The 17,399-nt window shown below is 72.9% G+C and carries 15 protein-coding genes; 13 read left to right on the top strand and 2 right to left on the bottom strand.

Annotation, left to right across the window (positions count from 1 at the left end; translation table 11 throughout):
• Positions 1-161: 161 nt before the first annotated feature.
• Both OG299_RS06655 and OG299_RS06660 read right to left on the bottom strand, forming a co-directional pair.
• A complete protein-coding gene (locus tag OG299_RS06655) occupies positions 162-2,282 on the bottom strand; it encodes a PIG-L family deacetylase (protein ID WP_327360864.1) in 2,121 nt (706 codons plus the stop codon).
• A 326-nt stretch (positions 2,283-2,608) separates the two neighbouring features.
• Positions 2,609-3,370 (bottom strand): DUF4232 domain-containing protein, encoded by a 762-nt coding sequence (locus tag OG299_RS06660; RefSeq protein ID WP_327360865.1) that lies wholly within the window; start codon positions 3,368-3,370, stop codon positions 2,609-2,611.
• Positions 3,371-3,582: 212 nt separating this feature from the next.
• Between OG299_RS06660 and OG299_RS06665 the strand changes: the two genes are divergently transcribed.
• The 13 genes from OG299_RS06665 to OG299_RS06725 all read left to right on the top strand — a co-directional run bounded on the left by OG299_RS06665 (position 3,583) and on the right by OG299_RS06725 (position 17,394).
• Complete coding sequence (locus OG299_RS06665) at positions 3,583-4,932, top strand: transcriptional regulator (RefSeq protein ID WP_327360866.1); 1,350 nt, start codon at positions 3,583-3,585, stop codon at positions 4,930-4,932.
• Between the two features lie 169 nt (positions 4,933-5,101).
• A complete protein-coding gene (locus OG299_RS06670; protein WP_266635526.1) occupies positions 5,102-6,778 on the top strand; it encodes an NAD(P)/FAD-dependent oxidoreductase in 1,677 nt (558 codons plus the stop codon).
• A complete protein-coding gene (locus OG299_RS06675) occupies positions 6,775-8,256 on the top strand; it encodes an ATP-binding protein (RefSeq protein WP_266635524.1) in 1,482 nt (493 codons plus the stop codon). The genes OG299_RS06670 and OG299_RS06675 overlap by 4 nt, the downstream gene beginning before the upstream one ends.
• A complete protein-coding gene (locus OG299_RS06680; RefSeq protein WP_327360867.1) occupies positions 8,253-8,609 on the top strand; it encodes a UBP-type zinc finger domain-containing protein in 357 nt (118 codons plus the stop codon). The genes OG299_RS06675 and OG299_RS06680 overlap by 4 nt, the downstream gene beginning before the upstream one ends.
• A 404-nt stretch (positions 8,610-9,013) precedes the next feature.
• Positions 9,014-9,811, top strand: coding sequence for a CAP domain-containing protein (locus tag OG299_RS06685; protein ID WP_327360868.1), 798 nt, complete (start codon positions 9,014-9,016; stop codon positions 9,809-9,811).
• A gap of 192 nt (positions 9,812-10,003) precedes the next feature.
• A complete protein-coding gene (locus OG299_RS06690; protein WP_266635518.1) occupies positions 10,004-10,555 on the top strand; it encodes a hypothetical protein in 552 nt (183 codons plus the stop codon).
• Between the two features lie 336 nt (positions 10,556-10,891).
• On the top strand, positions 10,892-11,659 hold the full coding sequence (locus OG299_RS06695) for a thioredoxin family protein (protein WP_327360869.1): 768 nt from the start codon (positions 10,892-10,894) through the stop codon (positions 11,657-11,659).
• Entirely contained in the window at positions 11,656-12,279 is a 624-nt protein-coding gene (locus OG299_RS06700; RefSeq protein ID WP_327360870.1) for a TlpA family protein disulfide reductase, read from the top strand. Before OG299_RS06695 ends, OG299_RS06700 begins: the two co-directional genes overlap by 4 nt.
• Positions 12,276-13,058 carry a cytochrome c biogenesis CcdA family protein gene (locus OG299_RS06705; RefSeq protein ID WP_327360872.1) on the top strand — a complete coding sequence of 261 codons (783 nt, stop codon included), beginning with the start codon at positions 12,276-12,278 and terminating at the stop codon, positions 13,056-13,058. The genes OG299_RS06700 and OG299_RS06705 overlap by 4 nt, the downstream gene beginning before the upstream one ends.
• A 67-nt stretch (positions 13,059-13,125) precedes the next feature.
• Complete coding sequence (locus OG299_RS06710; RefSeq protein WP_327360873.1) at positions 13,126-13,710, top strand: hypothetical protein; 585 nt, start codon at positions 13,126-13,128, stop codon at positions 13,708-13,710.
• 9 nt (positions 13,711-13,719) lie between these two features.
• Positions 13,720-14,442 (top strand): response regulator transcription factor, encoded by a 723-nt coding sequence (locus tag OG299_RS06715; RefSeq protein WP_327360874.1) that lies wholly within the window; start codon positions 13,720-13,722, stop codon positions 14,440-14,442.
• Positions 14,439-15,842 (top strand): HAMP domain-containing sensor histidine kinase, encoded by a 1,404-nt coding sequence (locus OG299_RS06720; RefSeq protein ID WP_327360875.1) that lies wholly within the window; start codon positions 14,439-14,441, stop codon positions 15,840-15,842. The genes OG299_RS06715 and OG299_RS06720 overlap by 4 nt, the downstream gene beginning before the upstream one ends.
• A gap of 139 nt (positions 15,843-15,981) precedes the next feature.
• Positions 15,982-17,394, top strand: a complete 1,413-nt coding sequence (locus OG299_RS06725) for an MFS transporter (protein WP_327360876.1) — start codon at positions 15,982-15,984, stop codon at positions 17,392-17,394.
• Positions 17,395-17,399: the final 5 nt, after the last annotated feature.

The following is a 17,399-nucleotide window of genomic DNA, read 5'->3' on the forward strand; positions in this document are numbered from 1 at the left end:
CGCCCGAGGGTCAGAGGGTCAGAGTCCGGCCGCCGCCGGGGCGGCATCCCCGCCACTGACCGGCAAGGTGGCCTTGGCCGCCATCCTCGCCCGCCCCGATCCGCACTGCCACCCGGCGGCCCAGGGGCCGCGGGCGCGCACTGCGGCGCAGGTCACCACCGCTACCGGCCGCCGGCCTGCGCGAGCGTCCGGGGCTGGACCGCCCGGTGCCAGGGGGTGGGGGGCCGGCTGTCGATCTGCTCGGATCGGGCCGCAGGGACCGTCGTCACGACGTGCAGATCGGCGTCCAGGCCGAGGGCCGCCGCGACGGCCGTTCCGGCCCCCGGGTCGGCCACGCCTGCCGGGGCCCCCGTGTACAGCATCTGGGACTCCTGCCAGGCTTCGGGACCGCCCGTGCCGGCAACGCTGACCGTGCCCGCGCCCGCGCGGCCCGCGAGCAGGTGGCCCGCGACGCCCACCGCGCCGTACCCGCCGAGACCGCCGGCCGCGGCGACCCGGGAGAACTGCGGTGCGGGCCCGCCCGCGGTGGCCAGGCTCGTACCGACGGAGCCCGTGCCGGGCCGGCGGAAGAACAGCCGGACCCCGTCGCCCTCCGGGCGCACCGAGAGCACGCCCGTGGTCTGCGGCAGCCCGGTCGGGAAGGGGCCGCCGAACGGGGCGCCCGGCGTCGGCTGGACCCAGGCCAGTACGGAGCCGGCCGTCGCGGCGTACACGTGCCGCCGCCCCGAGCCGTCGGTCGCGGTGACCGGATCGCCCAGGAGGCCGGCGCCGCCCAGGGCCTGCCATGCGCCGAACATGCCGCCCGGGGTCGTCTGGGCCCGGGCGCGCAGCGTGCGCCCGGAGTCGCGTACGTACACCGTCATCCGGCCGGCCGGGTCCACGGAGACGGCCGGTCCGCTGATCGCCGAGGTGACGGACCTGTCGGTGGTGTCCGGGGTGCCCAGCGACTGCCACGGGCCGAATGCGCCGTCGGCCCTGGCCTGGACGGCGTACACGATGTCCCGGCCGTAGCCCTGGGGCGTCGTGCCCAGGGTGGTGCGGGTGGCGAACACCGCGATCCTGCCGTCGGGGAGCCGGACGGCCGTCGCGCCGGCGTCGATTCCGGTGCCGGGGCCGGCGTCGGACAGGAACCGGGGGCCCTGCCAGGGGGCCTGCGGGCCGCTGCGCGACCAGTACGCCATCCGGTTGTCGAGCACGGCGAAGGCCCAGAGCCGTCCGGAGACGCCCTCGGCCATCCAGGAGGTGCTGTCACCCCGGCTGTAGCGGATGGTCTGGTTCCAGCCGGCGCCGGTGGGCCTCGTCGCGGTCTTGCGGTCACCGCAGCCCGCAGGGCTGCCGCACCAGTCCTCGTGGTCCGTCCAGGCGTAGGTCTTGAGGTAGCCGAGCTTCTCCTCGGCCGTCTGCGGGTCGAGCGTCGGCGGCAGCGAGCTGTTCGGGTAGCTCATGTAGTTCTGGACCGAGAAGTGCGGCCGGTCCGTGGACTGCGCGTAGCGTTCGGCGGCGGCCTGGACGAAGCGGGCGCCGTACATGTGGTCCTGGTGGTCGAGGAAGGCGCCGCCTCCCGACCTGCCGGGGGTCGGGTCCTGCGTCCGTATCGTCGTCGGCTTGTAGAGCGCGAACACGCCCGCGATGGAGGCTGTCGCCTGGTCCTTGGTGTACGAGAACGCGTCCTTGACCGGCGTCCCGGAGGTCAGCTGGGCTCCCAGGGCGGGTATCCGGCCGTCCCACAGGCCGCGCAGGCTGTCCGGATTGTCGCCGGAGATGCTGCGGGCCTCGCGGAGCTGCATCCACACGAGGTTGACCTCGGGCCTGGCGACGAGGACGTCCACCTCGGCGCTGCCCCCGCCGGCGGTGGGCACGGACTTCCGCTGCCAGGCGCTGGTGCGGTCGCCGGTGGCCATCTGGGCATAGGCACCCCGGATGCCGTTCTGCCGGGCCTCCGCATAGGCGGCGCGGTCGGCGGGCCCGGCCGCGTCGTCGAGGTGCGGGCTGTGGGCCTCGTTCCTGCCGTCGGACTCGCCGGAGGTCAGGTAGACGGTGGTGACCTTGATGCCCGTCGATATGGAGCGGCTCAGGTCGGGGTTCATGAAGAAGAGGTCGTCGTCGGGGTGCGCGACGACCTGGAGGGCCGAGCCCTCGGTCACGCTCGGACTGACGACCGCCTCGGCGGCCGCCGACTGCTGGTCGGTCCCGTATCCGTAGGCCCAGGTCGTCACGCCGGCGACGCCGACGGAGACCGCCGCGAGCAGGGCCGCGATGCGGGTGCGGCTGGCCAGGGACATGTACGGCGCCTTGAGGGTCGGTCCGGTGCGGTGTTCCGCCTGGGAGGTCGGTCGATGTCCCGATGGCTCCACTGCTTCCGGAGACGACCGGGGCCGATTATGCCTCGCACGTTTGCACCTGACACACCCTCAAGGGGCATATGACGGAAACCTAGTTGAATGGGAACAATGCACCACTTGCCCGATTTATTACCTATGGGGTCATTCACGCTCGGCCGGGTCGGTGAGCCGGATCACATCGGGATGGTGATCGCCACCCTGGTCTCCGAGGAAGCCGCTGGATCACCGCCCGGAACACCGAGGTCTGCGGAGGACAGAACCTCTGATCACGAGCCGAGTGCGTCCTCGATGTCCTGCTGCCAGTACGTGACCGTCAGCGAGCTGTCGTAGTGGACACCCGCCGCCGGGAGGGACGGGGTGGCGGAAGCGCCGCCGCTGCTGTGCGGCGTCCGGCCCTGGAAGGCGATCGTGAGCCGGTGTGCGGTCGTACCGCCCTCTCCGCTGCCGTCGGCCGCCGACAGCACGGCCGCCGCGTAGCCCGACTCGCCGGGCGCGAGGGACACCACCGCCTGGGGCCGAGTCCCCTCCTGCGCGGTCGGCGCCCACTGCATCTCGTCGAAGCGGAGCTCCGGGTGGTACGGCAGGTCGCACATCTTCGAGCCGGTGTTCTTCACCGTGATCAGCATGTGGTTGAGCGGACGGGGGACCGTCTGGACGGTGACGTCGGTGTTGGAGCCGTTGCACAGGACGCGGTTCCCCGCGGCGGACGGGTCCGCCGAACCCTTCGCGTCCCCCTGGCCGCTGCCGGTCTTCGCGCCGCCGGTCGTCTTGGCCCCGCCGGTCGGCGCCGCGGGGCCCGGGGCCGGGGTGCCCTGGCCATTGCCCGTACCGCCCGTCGCCGACGGAGTGGCCGTGGCGAACTCCGATGCGGCAACGGCTCCCCCGTCCTTGATGCCCGTGCCGTTCTGGCACGCCGTGAGGGCGAGTGCGGCGAGGGCGGCAACGGCTGCGCCCACGAGCCGGCGGGAGGCGCGGGCCCGGGACGGGCGGGCGCTGTTCGTGGCGGGGGTGCTGCGGAATGCGGTCATGGCTGACGGCCTCTCATGTGGCGTGGCTCCGGGGGCCGGTCGAGGCCGGTCTCCCGGAGCGGTGTGCTTGGATGGCCCAAGGCTGTGCGGTGATCCGTCCCAGCCGCCACACACGACGGGCGGTCAGGGACGCTGGAACGCCGAAACAGGCGCTGAGCTGCTGAAACAACCTGTTCCTGGGACGCGGGACGGGACACGGGGTGGGAGGAACGGTGTCGGAAGACACTGCCGCGGCCGGGTTCGCCCGGCTGCTGCGCGAGTTGAAGGACCGGTCCGGTCACAGCTACGGGACGCTCGCCAAACGGCTCCACATGAGTACGTCGACGCTGCACCGGTACTGCAACGGCGATGTCGTCCCGACGGATTACGCGCCGGTCGAACGGCTCGCCCGCCTCTGCAAGGCATCGCCCGAGGAACTCGTCGCACTGCACCGGAGTTGGGTGCTGGCGGACACCGACCGCAGTCACAAGGGCGGTGGTAGCGGAGCCAAGGCGCAGGCCGGAGCCGCCCCGGTGGCCGCCGAGCCCCGTGCGGCGGAGGTGGAACCCGAGCCGACCGCGCAGACGCCGACGGGTACCGGGATGCCTCCGGCCGACCCGACGGTCCCCTCGGACCGCCCCTCGCCGAAGGAACGGCGTCGTCTGCGCCGGGCCGTTCTCGCCGGGATCGCCGTGGCCGCCGTCACCGGGGCGGTCGCGCTCACCGCGAGCCTGGCGGGACAGCACGCCGACGCTCGGGACAGCCCCGTCGGCGCCGCATCCGCCGCACAGGGCGAGGGGGCACGTACGCAGGGCAGTACGGCCTCCGCAGCGTCCGCAGATCCGTCAGCAGCTTCGCCCTCGGACTCCGCACCCGCCGCCGACGGAGCCGGCGCCGGTCCCGGGACTGCCGGTACCGGCGCCGACGCGACCCCGTCACCTGCCGGCCGCGGCGACGACCCCGCGCCCGGTACGCCGGTGAAGGTGACCACCCAGCCCTACACCTGGGAGGCGCCCTGCGGCCAGCACTACCTGATCGACAAGCCTCCGGCCCAGGTGGGCCCGCCGCCCGTGGAACGGGACGCGCCCGCATGGGTTGCGGCGTCCGGAGCCGTGTCCGCGGGCGAGCAGTACGTCACGCTCACCCTTCAGGGCTCCGGCAAGGACACGGTGGTCCTGGACAGCCTGACCGTCCGTACGGCCGGCAAGCGCACGCCCCTGGCCTGGAACGACTACGCCATGGGCTACCCGGGGGTCGGCTGCGGCTCCGGCGTCCCGACCCGCTCCTTCACCGTGGCCCTGGACGCCGCGCGCCCGGCCGTCGTGCCCGAGGCGGGGCAGCCGGACTTCCCGTTCAAGGTGAGCGAGTCCGAACCGGAGGTGTTCCACATCAGGGCCGGCGCCTCCGCGTACGACGTGAGCTGGTACCTGGAGCTTTCCTGGTCCAGCGGCTCCCGCCACGGCACCCTCGAAATCGACCACAACGGCAAGCCCTTCCGCACCAGCGGCCGCAAGGGGCGGCCTGGCCACGAGTTCCCCCTCGGCGGCGACGGATGGGTCAAGGCGGGGACGACTTCCCGCTGACCAGGAGCGACCGGGCGGGTACCCGGAGCGCACGGCCCCGACGCCCAGGGGGTTCCCGGGGATCCCGCGGCGTCCCGGGGCGGTCCCGGACGATCGAACATACGATGGGCGGGAACCGGCGCGGGCGCCTCGCCGGGCTGCCCGCCCAGAGCACTCGGGGTGGAGACGTATGGCACAGCCCGCCGACACAGCGCGGACCGTCATCCTGACCGTGGACGACGACCCGGGGGTCTCCCGGGCCATCGCCCGTGACCTGCGGCGCCACTACGGCGCCGGGTACCGGATCGTGCGCGCCGAGTCCGGCGAGTCCGCACTGGAGGCGCTGCGCGAGCTGAAGCTGCGGGGCGACCTGGTGGCGGTGATCCTCGCCGACTACCGCATGCCGCAGATGAACGGCATCGAGTTCCTCGAGCAGGCCCTCGGCGTGTACCCGGGCGCGCGGCGCGTGTTGCTGACCGCGTACGCCGACACCAGCGCGGCGATCGACGCGATCAACGTCGTCGACCTCGACCACTACCTGCTCAAGCCCTGGGACCCGCCGGAGGAGAAGCTCTACCCGGTCCTGGACGATCTGCTCACGGCCTGGCGCTCCAGCGACTACCGGCCGGTACCCGCCACCAAGGTGGTCGGGCACCGCTGGTCGGCGCGTTCCTCGAGCGTGCGGGAGTTCCTGGCCCGCAACCAGGTGCCGTACCGCTGGTACTCCTCCGACGAGCCCGAGGGACGGCGCCTGCTGGCGGCAGCCGGCGCCGACGGACAGCGGCTGCCCCTGGTGGTCACACCGGGCGGCACCGTGCTGATCGAGCCGGAGGCGCCCGAGCTGGCGGCCCACGTGGGGCTCGCGACGACGCCGACGGCCGATTTCTACGACCTCGTCGTGATCGGCGGCGGCCCGGCCGGGCTCGGCGCGGCGGTGTACGGGGCCTCCGAGGGGCTGCGGACCGTACTGGTCGAGCGGTCGGCGACCGGCGGGCAGGCCGGCCAGAGCTCCCGCATCGAGAACTACCTCGGCTTCCCGGACGGCGTGTCGGGTGCGCAGCTCACGGAACGCGCCCGCCGCCAGGCCGGCCGGTTCGGCGCCGAGATCCTCACGGCGCGCGAGGTCACGGGCCTCGAGGTCAACGGGGCGGCACGTGTCGTCCGCTTCTCGGACGGCTCGGCGGTCGCCGCGCAGAGCGTCATCCTGGCGACGGGCGTGTCGTACCGGCAGCTGCGGGCGCCGGGCTGCGACGACCTGACGGGCCGCGGCGTGTACTACGGCTCCTCGCTCACCGAGGCCTCCTCCTGCCAGGGGGAGGACGTGTACATCGTGGGCGGCGCCAACTCCGCGGGACAGGCGGCCATGTACCTGGCGCGCGGCGCGAAGTCGGTGACGCTGCTGGTACGCGGGGAGTCCCTGCGGGCTTCGATGTCGTACTACCTGATCCAGCAGATCGAGGAGGCGCCGAACATCACGGTGCGGACCCGGACCGAGGTCGAGGCGGCGCACGGCGAGGGGCACCTCGAGCAGCTGACCCTGCGGGACGTGGACAGCGGTGCGACCGAGCTCGTCGACGCCCAGTGGATGTTCGTCTTCATCGGCGCGGCCCCGCTGACGGACTGGCTGGACGGGACGGTGCTGCGCGACGAGCACGGATTCATCCTGGCCGGGCCGGACCTCACGCCCGACGGGCGGCCGCCGGGCGAGTGGGAACTGGACCGGCCGCCCTACCACTTGGAGACCAACGTTCCGGGCGTGTTCGTGGCGGGCGACGCGCGCGCCCGGTCCGCGAAGCGCGTCGCGTCCGCCGTCGGAGAGGGAGCCATGGCCGTCATGCTCGTCCACCGGTACCTGGAGCAGTCATGAGCGGACGGGCCATGCCGTGCAGTCCGCAGGAGATCGCCTCGCTGTTCCTGTTCGAGAAGCTCTCCCCGGAGCAGCTCGGGCGGCTGTGCGGCGAGGGGCGGGTGGAGCGGTTCGAGGCCGGCCCGGTGTACACCGAGGGCGACCCGGCCACCTGCTTCTACGTGATGATCGAGGGCACCGTCGTACTGTCGCGCCGGGTCGGCGGCGACGACGTGGAGGTGAGCCGCACCTCGCAGCGCGGCGTGTACGCGGGAGCGATGCAGGCGTACCTGGGCGACCAGGTGCCGCAGACGTACAACAACTCGATGCGGGTGACGGAGCCGACCCGGTTCTTCGTGCTGCCCGCGCAGTCCTTCGCGGACGTCATGCGGGACTGGTTCCCGATGGCGGCGCACCTGCTGGAGGGGCTGTTCTTCGGTTCGAGGAACACCCAGCGGGCCATCGGGCAGCGCGAACGGCTGCTGGCCCTGGGCTCGTTGTCCGCCGGTCTCACCCACGAGCTCAACAACCCGGCCGCGGCGGCCGTCCGGGCCACCGCGACGCTGCGGGAACGGGTCGGCAAGATGCGGCACAAGCTGGCCGTCATCGCCCAGGGCCCCTACTCCCGCGAGGCGCTCGCCGAGCTCATCGAGATCCAGGAGCGCACCGCCGAACGCGTCGCGAAGGCCACGGCGCTCAGCCCGCTGGAGGCCTCCGACCGGGAGGACGAGCTGGCCGACTGGCTCGACGACCACGGCATCGCGGAGGGCTGGCGGATCGCGCCGACCTTCGTCCAGGCCGGGCTGGACACGGACTGGCTGGAGCAGGTCGCGGCGACCGTGGCCGAGGACATCCTGCCGGGGGCCATCGGCTGGCTCAACTACACGGTCGAGACAGAGCTGCTGATGGACGAGATCGACGACTCCACCACCCGCATCTCCCACCTCGTGGACGCGGCGAAGCAGTATTCGCAGCTCGACCGCGCCCCGTACCGAGTCGTCGACGTCCACGAACTCCTGGACAGCACCCTGCTGATGCTGTCCGGCAAGATCGGCTCCCGGGTGCGGGTGGTCAAGGACTACGACCGCTCCGTGCCGGACGTGCCCGCCTACCCGGCCGAGCTCAACCAGGTCTGGACGAACCTCATCGACAACGCCGTCTTCGCCATCGGGAGCACCGGCGGCGAGGGCACGCTGACGGTCCGCACGGCGCGGGAGGGCGACCGGCTGCTGGTGGAGTTCCGCGACACCGGGCCCGGCATCCCCGCGGACATCCGCAGCCGCATCTTCGATCCCTTCTTCACCACCAAGCCGGTCGGCGAGGGCACCGGGCTCGGGCTCGACATCTCCTGGCGGATCGTGGTCAACAAGCACCACGGCAGCCTCCAGGTCGAGTCCGCTCCGGGTGACACCCGGTTCCAGGTGCTGCTGCCGCTGACCGCCCCCGACCCCGAACCCGAGCCCTCCCCCGTATCCGAGACCGCCGAGGAGCCGGCATGACCGACGACATCAACGGAATCGACCCGAGCGTCCCGCCCTCCGGAACCGGCTGCGCCGACTGCGACGCGGTGGGCGGCTGGTGGTTCCATCTGCGGCGCTGCGCCCAGTGCGGCCACATCGGCTGCTGCGACTCCTCGCCGGCCCAGCACGCCACCGCCCACTGGAAGTCGGCCGGGCATCCCCTGGTGCAGAGCTTCGAGCCGGGTGAGGAGTGGTTCTGGGACTACGCCACCGACGAGCTGTACGAGTCCGGGCCCGAGCTGAAGCCACCGGCGGCCCACCCGGCGGACCAGCCGACCCCGGGCCCGGCCGGCCGGGTCCCGCAGGACTGGACGAGACGGCTGCACGGCTGACCGTACGGCGCCACATCGCGATCACCCCGGTCCCATCCCTGTACCGAACATCGACGTCGAAGGCGAGGAGCCGACCCGGCAGGACGCAACGTCTTCGGAGAGGCCCTCGCACCAACACCTCGTGGCCTGATATCCGCACTCCCCCGGCCCGGTCCGGCGGCTCCCCCGCCGGACCGGGCCGGTCGTGTTGGGGGCAATGTCGGGATCGTCCCTGTGTTGACCCTGCGGGCTTCCTTAAGGGAACTTGAAGAACCCCTCCAGGCGGCCCTTTTCGCTGATCACCGGCCTAGGCTCGAACGGACTCCCCTCTTCCCCCTCTCCTGTGAGGTGTTACCGGCATGAGCCGCAGCCGAACTACCGGTCCCGAAACGCCGTCCCGCGTCGAGGCTCGGCGGAGGAAGACGGTGCGTACGCGCATCGTGCTGTCCGTCACCGCGGCCGCCGCGGCGGTGGCGGTCGGCGTCGCGGTGGCCGACTCCGGCGGCGATGCCCGCGCGGACCGGCGGACCGAAGGTGCGGCCGGTACGGCGTCCCCGACGGCGGGCAACGGTGCCGGGACGGGAACCTCCACCCCCGCCGCCCCCACACCGGCCGGCGACGCCTCGGCCACGGCGAGCCCGAGTCCGTCCGGGACGCCCGACGCGAGTGCCTCGGCCTCCGCAGCTCCGACGAAGCCCGCGGCATCGGAGAGCAGCATTGCGGCCAAGTCGGCGTCGGGCGAGGCCGGCAAGGCCCCGCGCAAGCCCGCCACCACGACGGGCGGCGGATCCGGTGGCTCCGGCAGCTCCGGCGGTTCCGGTGGTTCCGGCACCGTCGACGCCAACTCCGAGTCCGCGGTCCTTGCCCTGGTCAACAAGGAGCGGGCCGCTGCCGGATGCGGCCCGCTGGCCACGAACGCCAAGCTGAGCGCCGCCGCGCGGACGTACAGCGACACGATGGCCCGCAGCGGCGTCATGTCCCACACCGGACCCGACGGGTCCACCATGACGAGCCGGGTGGAGGCCGCCGGATACGGGTGGTCCGGCCTGGGCGAGAACATAGCCCGCGGCCAGTCCGACGCCGACGCGGTCATGAACGCGTGGATGAACAGCTCCGGCCACAGGGCGAACATCCTCAACTGCTCGTTCAAGGAGATCGGCATCGGCGTCCACAAGGGTGACGGCGGCCCGTGGTGGACGCAGGACTTCGGGACCCCGAGGTAGCCGACCCCGCTTTTCGAACAGACCTCCACCGGCCGCCGACCGAACCCCCCACCGGCGCCCGAGCGGCGTCCACGTCCTCCGACCCCGTACGCGGGTGCGGAGGACGTCGGCGTTGCCGCGCGAGGGATCCCGGCCGCCCCTCCGAGGGGGGACGGGTGACGGGCCGGCCGGCGCGTCGGCCACTATGGGGCCGTGCCTCGAATTCCGCGCTACCTGTTCATATGGCTGTCGTGCACGGCCACGAGCGTGACTGCCGTACTCGTCACGGTCCAGTTCGTGGTCGGCACGACCAGGCACACGCCCCCGGTCGCGCGGTCCGCCCCGACGGTCATCGAAACGCCGCCGGCCTGGCAGGCGGGCCAGAGCCCGCCGCCCCCGACCGCGTCCGCGAGCCCCTCGCCCACGGTGTCGCAGAAGCCCTCCCCTTCGGCCGCGGCCCCCACCCCCGCCAAGGCCTCGTCGAAGACCCCCCGGCCCGCCGCGCCGAAACCCGCCGTCGACTGCGAGGACGGCGGAGCGGGCCTGTACACCGTCCCCTCGCAGGGCGGCAAGGCCACCGTGCGGTACGGGAGCCGGGGCGTGTGCCTCATCTCGGCGATCCCCGCCCTCGGCTTCAAGGCCACCACCTCGCAGACCGCGGACGACACCCTCACCGTCACGTTCACCAGCGCCGACCACCGGTCGGTCATCACGGCGACGGTCGACCCGGGGGCGAAGGCCAGCGTCCGCGAGTCGTCGTTCTGAGGCCCGGTCCCCCCAGCCGTCCCGACCGATCCGCAGCACGAGGCCGCTTCGGTCCCTTTCACCCAATTCACCCCGCCATATGGGCTGATGAACCGGGTTCCGGCCCAGCGGAAGGTGAGCTGTTCCTTAGGGCACCTTAGGGCAACCTCAAGATCACGCCGATACGTTTCCGGCCACCCGCAGCGGTCCTATGCTCGCGTCAGCCGAGCGGCCCTCGGCGCCGGGGCGTGACACCCCGGCGGACCGTCGGGCCGCCGGTTTCACCGAGCCGAGGGGGCGCTCTGCCCTCCCGCAGTCCGAACCGTGCCTTGGGGTGTCCTCGCCATGCGTCCTCACATGCTCCGACCCGTCCCTGCCGACCGCGGTACGACCCCGCGCCGCTCCCCCGCGCCCCTGGGGACGCGGCTGCCGCTGGTTGCCGCGGCCGTGGTCGCGGCGGGCCTGACCGCCGCCTGCGGCCCGTCGTCCCAGCCCGCCGGATCCGCGGCGCCGACCGCGCCCGGACAGTCCTCGCAGGCCCTCGCTGCCGGAGCGGAGTCCGCGACCGGGTCCCCCGAGGCGTCGCCGACCGCTTCGGCCTCGCCGTCCGCGTCCGCCACCGCACTGCCCGGCTCCTCGCCGAGCCCCTCGAGCGCCCGGAGCGGTTCCGCCGCCCCCGCCGGAACGCCCGCCAAGGCGCCGCGTACGTCCGCCCCGCCCGAGCCGGCCCGGATACCCGGCCCCGGCTACGACAGTGCCGCCGACGCGCAGAAGCAGATCGACGCGGCGCTGCGCGCGGCCAAGTCGGACGGGCGGACGGTGCTGCTCGACTTCGGCGCGAACTGGTGCGGCAACTGCAAGGCCGCCGACAAGGTGTTCGGCCAGTCGCAGACCGCCGCGATCCTGGGGGCCTCGTACCACCTGGTCAAGGTGGACATCGGCGGCAACAGCTCCGCCAATTCCGCGCTGCTGCGCAAGTACAGCCCTTCGGGCGGGACCTACACGATGCCCGTACTGGTCGTGGTCTCGCCCTCCGGCTCGGTGCGCACCGACACCCACGTCACGGGCAATCCGTCGCTGACCTCGGAGGGCATCAACTCCTTCCTGCGCAAGTGGGCGCCGTGAGACGACCCGCCCCGCAGCTCCCGGGGCGTGGCCGGCTCTGCGCCGCCCTCCTCGCCGGGGGCGGCCTCGCGGTCGCGGTCGGCGCTGTCCTCGCCTCCGGCGGTACGGGCGCCGGGGCGCCGGACGGACGGGGGAGCGCCGTCCGGGCCGCCGCCGGGGCGGCGGTCGTGGATCCCGGTGCCCGGCAGGAGGCGCCCGCACTGGCCGGTGCCGACCTGGACGGGCAGCCCGTCGGTCTCACCGATTTCCGGGGCCAGGTCGTCGTCCTCAACGTCTGGGGTTCCTGGTGCGGCCCCTGCCGGGCGGAGGCCGACGGCCTGGAGCGGCTCAGCCGGCAGACCCGGGACGAGGGGGTCCGGTTCCTCGGGATCAACACGCGGGACCGGGACCGGACTGCGGCCCGGTCGTTCGTCCGGGCGCACGGGCTGAGCTTTCCCAGCCTCCACGACCCCACCGGCGAACTCCTGCTCCGCTTCCCTCCCGCGCTGCTCAATCCGCAGTCGATTCCCTCGACCCTCGTGATCGACCGCCGCGGACGCATCGCCGTCGGCATCGGGGGCGCCGTCACGGAGGAGCAGCTGCGGCCCCTGCTCACGCGCGTGGTGGAGGAGGACTCGTGACGACGGCCACGGACTGGGCGCTCGCCGCCGCGGACGCCCCTTCCCTCGTGAACGGAACCCTGACGATCGCGGCTCCCGTGGCGTTCGCCGCGGGGCTCGTCTCCTTCCTCTCGCCCTGCGTGCTGCCGCTCGTACCGGGCTACCTCAGCTACGTGACCAGCCTGTCGGTCGCCGATCTGGCGGACGCGCAGGGCGGGCGCCGCAGCCGGATGGCGGCGGGCGCGCTGCTGTTCGTCCTGGGCTTCACGGCGGTCCTCGTCTCCGGAGGCGCGCTGTTCGGCCATGCCGGGCGTCTCTTCATGGCCCACCAGGAGGCGGTCACCCAGGTGCTCGGGGTCTTCACCGTGCTCATGGGGCTGTCCTTCATGGGGTTCCTGCCGGGCTTCGCACAGCGGGAGTTCCGCAGCCACCGGCGCCCCGCGCTCGGGCTCGCCGGGGCACCTCTGCTCGGCGCGGTGTTCGCGGTCGGCTGGACCCCGTGCATCGGCCCGACGCTGGCCGCCGTCCAGGCGCTCGCCTGGACCGAGGCGAGCGCGGCCCGCGGAGCCCTGCTGATGGCCGCCTACTGCCTGGGGCTGGGCCTGCCGTTCATCCTGGCCGCGCTGGCCTTCCGGCGGGCCCTGGGCGCCTTCGGCCTGGTCAAACGCCACTACCCGGCGGTCCTGCGGCTCGGCGGAGGGCTGCTCGTACTCGTCGGCGTGCTGCTGGTCTGCGGTGTGTGGAACGACCTGGTGTACCGCATGCAGTTGTGGAGCGCGAACTTCACCACCGCCTTCTAGGGCCGCCGCCCGCCCCTCCCGGGTCGAAAACCCTTTTCCCTCCCCGACACATGACACAGAGGCACATATGAACGTTTCCACGCATACGAGACCTTCCCGGAAGGCCCCCGTCGCGGCCGCCCTGCTCACCTTCGTCTCCCTCGCCGCGCTCGCGGCCTGCGGCGGGCAGCCCGCCAAGGACGCCGGCGGCTCCGCACCCGCGACGCGCACGGCGCGCTTCACGGAGAACGGCGTCACCGTCACGCTCTCGGTGTCCGACTGGCAGGCCTCGCAAGGCACCCTCACCGCGGTGTTCACGCCCGAGGCCAAGGGGTTCCACCTCTACAGCACCGATCTGCCGCCCACCGGCATCGAGGGCGTGGGCAGACCGACCGCGATGGCCGTCAACGGGGCCCTGAAGGCCCGGGGCAGGCTGACGGCCGGCGCGGACGTACGGTCGATCAGCGTGCCCGGTGTCGACGCCCCGGTCCCCGTCTACCCGGACGGCCCGGTCACCACCACCCTGCCCGTCCGCGCCGATACCGACGGCGACGCGACGGTGCTCCTCGGCTACGCGAGCTGCAGCACACAGGACGGCTGCACCATCCCGGTGTCCGACCACCCCGTGCACCTGCACGTCACCGACGACGGCCCGGCGTTCGACGCACCCTAAGGTGTCCCCATGCCGAGCGTCCTGATCGTGGAAGACGACCCCAGCATCCGCCAGTCGCTGATCGAGGTCCTGACGGAGCACGGGTATGCCGTACGCAGCGCTGCCGACGGGTTCGGCGCGCTGCGGGAGGTCACCCAGGCCCCCGTCGACGCCGTGGTCCTCGACCTGGGACTGCCCGATCTGGACGGAGGCGACGCCCTGCGCATGATCCGGGGCATTTCCTCCGTACCCGTGCTGGTGGCCACCGCCCGCGACGACGAGAGGGAGATCATCAAGCTCCTGAACGCGGGCGCCGACGACTACCTGGTCAAGCCCTTCTCCGGCGGGCAGCTCATCGCGCGCCTCACCGCCGTGCTGCGGCGCACCAGCCACGTCCCCCCTGCCGGTGCCCCGGCGGGTGCACCGGTGGCGGCGACGAGCGAGCCGTTGCGGCCCACCACCGTGGGCGAGCTGGCGGTGGACCCGGGCGCGCGCACGGCGTACCTGGCCGGCCAGGAGCTCCGTCTCACCCGCCGGGAGTTCGACCTCCTGGCGTTCCTCGCCCACCACTGCGGCCAGGTCGTCTCCAAACGCCGTCTGCTGACCGAGGTCTGGCGCGAGCCGTACGTGGACGACCAGACCGTCGACGTGCACCTGTCGTCCCTGCGCCGCAAGCTCGGGGAACGCGCAGCGGCCCCGCGCTACCTGCTGACCGTCCGGGGCGTCGGCATCAAGCTGGTGGCACCGCGTTGAGACGCTCACTGGCCGGAGTGGCGCTCGCCGTGACCTCCATGGTCGCCCTCTCCTTCCTCATACCGCTGGCCGCGCTGGTGATGTCGCTCGTCAAGGAGCAGGGCGTCACCGCGGCCCAGCAGCGTGCCGCCGCCCTGGCCCCCGTCCTCACCCTGACGACGGATCCCGCCGCCCTGCAGGAGTCCGCTGCGAGCCTGGACGCGTCCGAGCACCTGGTCGTGCATCTGCCGGACTCGGGGGCCCTCGGCAGCTCGAAGGCCCCCGCGAACCTGCTCGAACGGGCCCAGCAGGCACGCGAGTCCATCTCCCAGGCGATCCCGGGCGGCTGGATATGCCTGCAGCCGGTGGTGCTCCCCGGCGACCGGGTCGCCGTCATCGAGAACTTCGTACCCGAGGCGGAACTGACCCGCGGCGTCAAGGAGTCGTGGGCGGTCATGGCCTTTCTTGCCGTGGGGCTGGTCGGCGGTTCCGTACTCGTCGCCGACCGCCTCGGCGCGAAGGTCGTCAGGTCCTCGAAGAGGCTCGCGCGGGCATCGCGCGCCCTCGGCCAGGGCGACCTGGACACCCGGGTGGACCCCATGGGGCCCAGGGAACTGCGCGACGCGGGCGTCGCCTTCAACGCGATGGCCCACAGGATGACGGAGCTGCTCGCCGTCGAACGCGAACTCGTCGCCGACCTGTCCCACCGGCTGCGCACCCCGCTGACCGCCCTGCACCTGGCGTCCGAGCGCATGGCCGGCACACCGGAGTCGGCCAGGGTGGAGGCGGCGGTCGGCGAACTGGAGGCCGAACTCCGGGCCATCATCGCGGCGGCGCGCACCCCGCTCGCCGTGGGCCCCATGGCTCAGGGCCTGCTCGGCACGGAACCGCCCGCAGACCGTCACTCCGTCGGCGCGGGGGCGTCCGGCCCCCGCTGCGAGACCGCCGACGTCGTCCGGCGCCGCACGGCTTTCTGGACGGTCCTGGCCGAGCAGCAGAACCGGTCCTGCTCCCTCGACCTCACCCAGGAACCCACGGCCATCGCCCTCTCCGACGACGACATCGCCGCGGTGGTGGACGCGCTGATCGGCAACATCTTCCGGCACACCGCGCCCGGGACCCCGTTCGCCGTCCGCGTCGTACGCACGGCACAGGCCGTGGAGCTGGTGGTGGAGGACGGCGGACCGGGCATCCCCGATCCGGACCGGGCCCTCTCCCGCGGGAGCAGCACCGGCTCCACGGGGCTGGGCCTCGACATCGCGCAACGGGCCGCGAGCGTCACGGGCGGCTCCATGCACATCGGCCGCGGCCCGCTGGGGGGCGCGCACATCACCGTGACGTTCGCCCTGGCCCCACCGGCCCCGTCCGCCCGCAGGCCCCGCATCTCCCGCCGCCGCCCGACCCGCCCGCGCGGACGGTAGGACCGGCCACCGGGACCCCGGCACCCCCTTCCTGTTCCGGCATGCGCCGGGTGCTGATGCGGCGCACGCTGGAGCGTGGGTGTCTTCCGGAGGCACGGCCGACCGGTGGCCGGCGGACCGACGTCCGGAGGTGATACCGGTGGCCGAGACACGAACCCCGCAGCGACCGTCCAGCGCACAGCGACGCGTCCTCGCCCCGCTGGCGCTCGCGCAGTTCATCTGCAGCTTCGCCGGGTCCAACATGAACGTGATGATCAACGACATCAGCGAGGACCTGGACACCACCGTCCAGGGCGTGCAGATCGCCATCACGATCTTCCTGCTGGTCATGGCCGCGCTGATGATCCCCGGCGGCAAGCTGACCGACCTCTACGGCCGCAAGCGCTGTCTCCTGGTCGGCCTCGTCGTCTACGGCATCGGCGCCCTGCTGAGCGCCGCCGCCCCGGGTCTGGGCGTGCTGATCCTCGGGAACTCGATCCTGGAAGGCATCGGAACGGCGCTGCTCATCCCGCCCGTCTACATCCTCACCACGCTCATCTTCACGGACCTGACCTCACGGGCCCGCGCCTTCGGCGTCATCATGGCGCTGGGCGGCATCGGCGCCGCCGCCGGGCCGCTGATCGGCGGGCTCATCACCTCGTGGCTGAGCTGGCGCGCGGCCTTCGTGTTCCAGGCCCTGGTCATCCTCGTGATCATCGTGCTGAGCCGGAACCTCGAGGACCCGCTGCCGGCCGATCCGACGCGTCCCTTCGACACCACCGGAGCGGTCCTGTCGGCCGCCGGCCTCATCCTCGTCGTCATGGGCATCCTCGCGGCCGACAACAACGTCTGGCTCATGATCGGCCTGCTCGCCGCGGGCGCCCTCGTACTCCTGTGGTTCTTCCGGTCCGTACGGGCCAAGGAACGGGCCGGCAAGGAACCTCTGCTGTCCACCAGTCTGTTCCGCGACCGCACCTCCAACCTGGGCCTCGTCACGCAGAACGTCCAGTGGCTGTTGCTGATGGGTTCCTCGTTCACCGTCGCGACGTACCTCCAGGTCGTGCGCGGCTACGACGCCATCCAGACCGGCGTCATCTTCACGGCCGCCACGGTCGGCCTGCTCGCGTCCTCGCTCGCCGCCGAACGGCTCGCCGAGCGGCGGCCCCAGCGGACCCTCATCGTGACCGGTTTCCTCGTCACCGTCGCCGGCATCGTCGTCCTGATCGCGCTGGCCGGCAGCTCCCCGAACCCCTGGGCCCTCGCCCCCGGACTCCTGCTGATCGGCCTGGGCCTCGGCGTGATGCTGACCCCCTCGGTCAACGTCGTCCAGTCGAGCTTCCCCGAAGAGCAGCAGGGCGAGATATCCGGCCTCTCCCGCAGCGTGTCGAACCTCGGTTCCTCCCTCGGTACGGCAGTCGCCGGCACGATCCTCGTCGCCGGCCTGACCAGCGGTGCCTACGCCGCCGCAATGATCGCGCTGGCGGTGATCGGACTCGCCGGACTCACCGCCGCGCTGCTCCTTCCGAGGAAACCGCGCCTGGAGAGCGATCATGTCCGGCCGAGCAGAGAATGACCAGG

This window comes from Streptomyces sp. NBC_01296, from assembly GCF_035984415.1.
Lineage (GTDB): Bacteria > Actinomycetota > Actinomycetes > Streptomycetales > Streptomycetaceae > Streptomyces.

Coding starts and splice junctions, on each gene's coding strand:
- OG299_RS06655 (WP_327360864.1), bottom strand. CDS start 2,282: ATGTCCCTGGCCAGCCGCACCCGCATCGCGGCCCTGCTCGCGGCGGTC.
- OG299_RS06660 (WP_327360865.1), bottom strand. CDS start 3,370: ATGACCGCATTCCGCAGCACCCCCGCCACGAACAGCGCCCGCCCGTCC.
- OG299_RS06670 (WP_266635526.1), top strand. CDS start 5,102: ATGGCACAGCCCGCCGACACAGCGCGGACCGTCATCCTGACCGTGGAC.
- OG299_RS06675 (WP_266635524.1), top strand. CDS start 6,775: ATGAGCGGACGGGCCATGCCGTGCAGTCCGCAGGAGATCGCCTCGCTG.
- OG299_RS06680 (WP_327360867.1), top strand. CDS start 8,253: ATGACCGACGACATCAACGGAATCGACCCGAGCGTCCCGCCCTCCGGA.
- OG299_RS06695 (WP_327360869.1), top strand. CDS start 10,892: ATGCTCCGACCCGTCCCTGCCGACCGCGGTACGACCCCGCGCCGCTCC.
- OG299_RS06710 (WP_327360873.1), top strand. CDS start 13,126: ATGAACGTTTCCACGCATACGAGACCTTCCCGGAAGGCCCCCGTCGCG.
- OG299_RS06715 (WP_327360874.1), top strand. CDS start 13,720: ATGCCGAGCGTCCTGATCGTGGAAGACGACCCCAGCATCCGCCAGTCG.